This window comes from Rhodoblastus sp., from assembly GCF_041915505.1.
In the GTDB taxonomy this organism is placed as follows: Bacteria; Pseudomonadota; Alphaproteobacteria; order Rhizobiales; family Beijerinckiaceae; genus Rhodoblastus.
Genome location: NZ_JAYSBG010000227.1, coordinates 1 through 5,839 on the forward strand (window position 1 = coordinate 1; position 5,839 = coordinate 5,839).

At 63.1% G+C, this 5,839-nt stretch carries 4 protein-coding genes; 2 read left to right on the plus strand and 2 right to left on the minus strand.

Going from position 1 to position 5,839, the window contains the following annotated elements:
• The coding region (locus tag ACE3S9_RS13580; protein WP_374547005.1) for a PQQ-binding-like beta-propeller repeat protein at positions 1–1,063 on the minus strand (1,063 nt) is incomplete at its 3' end.
• Between the two features lie 1,015 nt (positions 1,064–2,078).
• Between ACE3S9_RS13580 and ACE3S9_RS13585 the strand changes: the two genes are divergently transcribed.
• Positions 2,079–3,362, plus strand: a complete 1,284-nt coding sequence (locus ACE3S9_RS13585) for an alpha/beta family hydrolase (RefSeq protein WP_374547006.1) — start codon at positions 2,079–2,081, stop codon at positions 3,360–3,362.
• A 2-nt stretch (positions 3,363–3,364) separates the two neighbouring features.
• Here ACE3S9_RS13585 and ACE3S9_RS13590 read toward each other — a convergent pair whose 3' ends face one another.
• Positions 3,365–5,323 (minus strand): PAS domain S-box protein, encoded by a 1,959-nt coding sequence (locus ACE3S9_RS13590; RefSeq protein WP_374547007.1) that lies wholly within the window; start codon positions 5,321–5,323, stop codon positions 3,365–3,367.
• Between the two features lie 250 nt (positions 5,324–5,573).
• Here ACE3S9_RS13590 and ACE3S9_RS13595 point away from each other — a divergent pair.
• The coding region (locus ACE3S9_RS13595; RefSeq protein ID WP_374547008.1) for a response regulator transcription factor at positions 5,574–5,839 on the plus strand (266 nt) is incomplete at its 3' end.

Sequence of the window (5,839 nt, forward strand, 5' to 3'; positions counted from 1 at the left end):
CATCGTCGATCAAAATGGCTTCGTTATTGCCGTCATAGTCCCACGCATTGTTTGGGGTATATTGGAAATAGGATTTGAGCTTGCCGGTATCCGGATCGAGCGCCAGAGTTGAATCGGCGTAAAGATTATCGCCCTTTCGGACGCTCGGATCGAAATCCGGCGTCGGATTGCCCGTGCCCCAGAACAAAGTATCCGATTTCGGATCGTAAGTTCCTGTCAGCCATGCCGTCACGCCGCCTGTTTTCCAGGAATCATTGGCCCAGGTCTTTGCCGCGGGATCGTCAGGACTGGTTGGGCGAGTATAGGTTTGCCAGATGACTTTTCCATCATCCGCATTGAGCGCAATGATCCGACCCGCGTTCCCTCCGACGTCGCTGCCGGAATTCCCGACGATAACCTTGCCCTTCACGACCAAGGGCGCCGCGGTGAACATCTCCCCGGTCGCGTAATCTCCCAGCTTGACGTCGAAAGCGACCTTGCCCGTCGTGCTGTTCAACGCGACCACATGAGTGTCCAGCGTCGCGATGTAGACCTTGTCTTTATAGATCGCTACGCCGCGATTGACCGCTTCACAGCAAAGATGGGGGCCGATATCGCCCGGCAGCGAGCGCTCGTATTTCCATTTGACCCGACCTGTCAAACCGTCAACAGCGAACACTTTATCCTGGCTTGAGGTTACATAGAGCGTTCCATTGATAGCAATTGCTTGGCTGTCTTGCGCTTCAACGACGCCGAAGCTCAGATTCCATTTCGGGACGAGTCGCTTTACGCTTGTCTGGTTTATTTGCGTAAGCTGACTGAAGCGGGCGCCATCGTATCCTTTACCGTAATTGAGCCAGTTATTTGCGTCCTTGTCGGCATTTATCAGCATATCGTCCGACACATAATTCGGCTGCCACTTAAACCCAGCCTCCAGCGTATCGACGCCAAGCGGGGGCTCCGCATCCTCCGCCCGCGCGTTTGGAGCGACAAAGGCCCCGATCGTAATGACCGCAGCAAGAACGACACTTACGTTCAGTGACGGAGTCGTTGATTTACGATTTTGTAAAACAGTTTCAGACACCGCTTCCCTCCCCTTCATAGAGCATCGATGCTCGTATTTATCTTTATGGCTGTGCGTATATTGTTGCGTATTTACTTATTATTTTTGACGTGTATAATTTTATATTTCTAACATAAACCATTGCTATTTCATGGCGCGCCCTTGGCGCCGTACCTCCAGAATATAAACTGCATGGCCTGTTGTGATCTCGGTATTCACGAGAACACAGATACGCAGGCTAAAGCCGTCGTGGCGTCTTGAAGACACACGTCATCGTCCGCAAGTCGGTCTGATCTCTGCGGCTCCAAGGACACGTTAGAGTGCTAAGCTTTTGGCTTGTGGTCAGTTTAAGCCGAGTACTGCTGGCTGTACGCTCAACAGGATCGATCGGTTGAAAGCGCCAGACCGCTTTTCCGGAAAATCCTCTGATTTATGCCGATTAGGGTCCCCCCGTTCCCGTTTTTCGTTGCGGTCTATCTCGCAATCCGGGCGCCAAAGAGCACAAAGAAATTCATTCAGTTATATCAATAGGATATATCTGCGCCCCATTGTTATATGTGGCAGAGCGCGCCACACTGAGGCGGCTACGTTTGCAACATCTCCCCCATCCCGCCCTGTCTCTACTTTGGCGGATTGACGGACTATTCAGGTCGATTGAAATTACGGCGAGATGATATCGATCATAAAAACAGGTCTCGGCCGCAGTGGTTTCATCTCCGTGTCGCGCTCATTCCCGTTCCTGATTTCGCGCCCGCTTCCGGGGCGCCGCGCAAAGGGAGGGACATGGTGCAAGTCACGCAATTCATATGATGTCACAATGATTGCAACCGACTGAGAAGGTTATAGTCCCACGCCGTCATTGCGAGCCATAGGGCGTCGAAAGACGCCCTATGGCTCGCAATGACGTTGGCCCCGGCTTTCCAGAATCTGCGCCGTTTCCTCAATGCCGATCTAACGTAATTTCCGTCCCTTGCCGCCTCGCGCGCGACGTGCTCCAATCCGTCGAATTTCGCCGCCGCGCCGGAGTTCCGCCGCCGTGACGCCTCATGCCGAAATCGCTGTCGGACCCAAAACCTTGCCGGGCGACCTCGCTCTGCCGCCCTCGCCGCGCGGGCTGGTCATTTTCGCCCATGGTTCGGGGTCGAGCCGCCTCAGCCCGCGCAACCGGCAGGTCGCCGACGCCCTCAATGCGGCGGGCTATGCGACCTTGCTATTCGATCTCCTGACCGAGGACGAGGCGCGCGACCGGCGCAATGTGTTTGATATCGCGCTGCTCGGCGCGCGCGTGGCCGAGGCGATCGATTGGGCGCGCGGCGACGATCGCGTCTTCGCTTTGCCGATCGGCCTGTTCGGCGCCAGCACCGGCGCCGCCGCCGCGATCCACGCCGCCGCCGCGCGCAAAGGCGAGGTCTCGGCGCTGGTGTCGCGCGGCGGCCGGCCGGATCTCGCGCAGCCCTGGCTGCCTGCCCTGTCGGCGCCGGCCCTGTTCGTCGTCGGCGGCGAGGACCGCGAGGTGCTCGCGCTGAACCAGTTGGCGCAACAATCATGTCCGGGCGTCGCCGATCTGCGCGTCATCCCCAGCGCGACTCATCTGTTCGAGGAGCCGGGCGCGCTGGAAAGCGTGACGGCGGAGGCGGCCGACTGGTTCGACCGCCATTTGCATCAACGCGCGCCGCATTTCGACGACCGGGACTCGGCCGGCCGCATCCTGGCCGGAGCGCTCGCCCGCCGCGCGCTGGTCCATCCTTTGGTTTACGCCCTGCCGCGCGGCGGCGTCCCGGTCGCCGCGGCCATCGCCCGCACGCTGCAGGCGCCGCTCGACCTGATCCTGGTTCGCAAGATCGGCGCGCCCGGCAATCCCGAACTGGCGCTTGGCGCGGCCGTCGATGGCGAACAGCGTGACATCGTGGTCAATCGCACGATCGCCCGCGCGCTCGTCGTCGGCGAGGCGGAAATCACGCGCCGCGCGGAACGGGAATTCGTCGAGATCGAACGCCGCCGCGCCGCCTATCTCGGCGGGCGCCCCCCGCTTTCGGCGCGAGACCGGGACGCCATTCTGGTCGATGACGGGATCGCGACCGGCGCCAGCATGGAGGCCGCCATCCGCGCTTTGCGGCGGCGCGCGCCCCGGACGCTGATTCTGGCCGTTCCGGTCGCGGCGCCCGATTCCCTCGACCGTCTGCGCGATCTGGTCGACGCGGTCGTCTGCCTCGCCACGCCGGCCGATTTCTTCGGCGTCGGCCAGTTCTACCGCGAATTCCACCAGCTCTCCGACGCCGAAGTCATCCGGATCATGGCGGAATTTGAAGCGCGGCGCTGACGTCAGCGCTCCGCCTCCGCACGCTGCTCGCTCGGGCTCTCGGCCTGGCAGATCGGCAGTTCGAAATCGAAGATCGAGCCGCACGGCGCATTGGGGCGGTAGCCGATGACGCCGCCGTGGCTCTCGACGATGGATTTGCTGATCGACAGGCCGACGCCCATGCCGAGAATCTTGGTGGTGAAGAAGGGCGAGAATAATTCCTCGACGGCCTCCGGCGCCACCCCCGCGCCATTGTCGGCGACGCTGATCCGGATGCGGCCGCCCTCCACGAGGCTGGTTTCTATCGTGATCTCCGCCGGATTGGTGTCGATCAGCGCGTCGTCGGCATTACGCAACAGGCTGACGAGAACCTGTTCGATCTGGATCGGATCGGCGAATATCCTCGCGCCCTCGACCTCGGGCGGCGGCGGCGGGCGCAGGATCCGGGGCCGGCGACGCAGCGCGACCAGTTGCAGCGCGTCGTCGATCAGGCTCTCGATCTCGACGGCCTGCCGCTCGGGCGGACGCTTCTCGATGAAGCCGCGCAAACGCTTGAGGATTTCGGCCGCCCGCCGCGCCTGCGCCTCGATCTTGCCGATCAATTCGCCTTCGGGCGCCCGGCCGGTGGTCGCGACGGCGCGACGATAGGCCGCCGCGAAATTGAGGATGGCGGCCACCGGCTGCCCCACCTCATGGGCGAGGCCTGCCGCCATCTCGCCCATGTCGTTGACGCGGCTGACGCGGGCCAGTTCGTCGCGCAAAGCGGAAACGCGCCGGCGCTCGGCCTCGATCGGACGCAGATCGCGCATCACGCCAACGAAGACCGGGCCATTGGCGAGCAGCGCCTCGCTGACCGTCAGTTCGAGCGGAAAGACCGCCCCGTCCCGGCGCTGCCCCTCGACGGTGCGGCGCTGGCCGATGATCTTCCGCACGCCGGTCTCGAGATAGGCGGCGAGGAAGGAATCGTGGCGATGCCCATAGGGCGGCGGGATCAGCATCCTGACATTGCGTCCGACCATTTCGTCGGCGGCGCAGCCGAACATGTCATGGGCGGCAGGATTGGCCGACTGGATGACGCCATGCCGGTCGATGGTCACGATCGCGTCCATTGCCGTGTCGAAAATGGCGTTGAGCCGCCGCTCGCTCTCCTCCAGGGCGCGCTGGATGCGCCCGCGCTCGGAAATATTTTCGGCGAAAATGACAATGCCGCCGATCTGCCCCGAACGCTCCAGCCAGGGCCGAACCTCCCAGCGCAACATGAGCGAACTGCCGTCCCGCCGAACCAGCACGTCGCGCTCCGCGCGCACGACCTCGCCCGCCAGCGCCCGCTGGTGCACCTCCTTCCAGGCTTCGGTGGTTTCGGGAAAAACCTCATAGGCCGGCCTGCCGACGGCGTCCGGGGTCAGGCCGTAATCCGCGCGCCAGCGGGCGCTCAGCGCGATATAGCGCATGTTGCGGTCGAACATGGCCATGGCCGCCGGCGCCTGCTCGACGAATTGGCCGAATTGTTCGGCATTGGCCCGCATCAGCGCGTCGCGGGCGTGCGCGGTGCTCGCCAGAAAGGCCGGCAGCCGCGCCAGCGCGATATAGACGGCGGAATCGGCGAGGAAATCGAACAGGACGATGAAATTGACCTGCTGGCCGGCGCCGCCCCAGGACGGCGCGCCGAGATAGCCATGGGCGAACAGGACGATCAGCAGGACCGACGCCAGTCCGCCGGCGACGCCGCAGAGCAGCGCCGAAATGGCGACCGCGGGATAAAGCAGGTAATGACCGGAAAAGGCGTCCAGATAGGCGGCGAACGCGGCGCGCAGGCCGACGCAGGCGGCGATCGCGAACAGGCTGACGCCAAGGCGCAGGCCAGAAGGAAGCGCCTCGATGGCGTCGATCCAACCCAAAGCGCGATGACCGATCCGGGCCGCCGCGTCCGCGGCCGAAAAACCTCTCCTGCCGCGCTCGTCCACCTCGCCGCGCTTATCCAAGCCACGCCTCCGCGCTGAAAGCCCCCGGGCGAAAATCTATCTCAAGGCGGCGCGGGTTCCAATCGGCGGGCGCGCGGGTTCCAATCGGCGGGCGCGCGCCTTCATGCAGCGGTTTGGGAAATTGCGTTAAATCAAAACATTTGAACGCATTCGCCTGCATGTTTATGCTTGATTCACAGCCGCAGTGCCTGGGCGCCGCGGACGACGCGCAAGGAAGGGCCGGGGCGGCGCGCCGGCAGGAGCTTGAACGATGACGGAAGGCCGGATCGTTCACATCATCGAAGACGACGCTGGCGTGCGCGAATCGCTCGCCCTGCTGCTGCAAAGCGCCGGCTGGACGACGCGGCTCTACGCCTCCGCGCGCGAATTCCTCGATTCCGAACCCTCCGGCGAGGGCTGCGTGGTGAGCGACGTGCGCATGCCGGGCATGGCCGGGCTCGATCTGCTGGAAGAAATGAAGAAGCGCCACATCAGGCTGCCGGCCATCCTGATGACCGCCTATGGCGACGTGCCCCA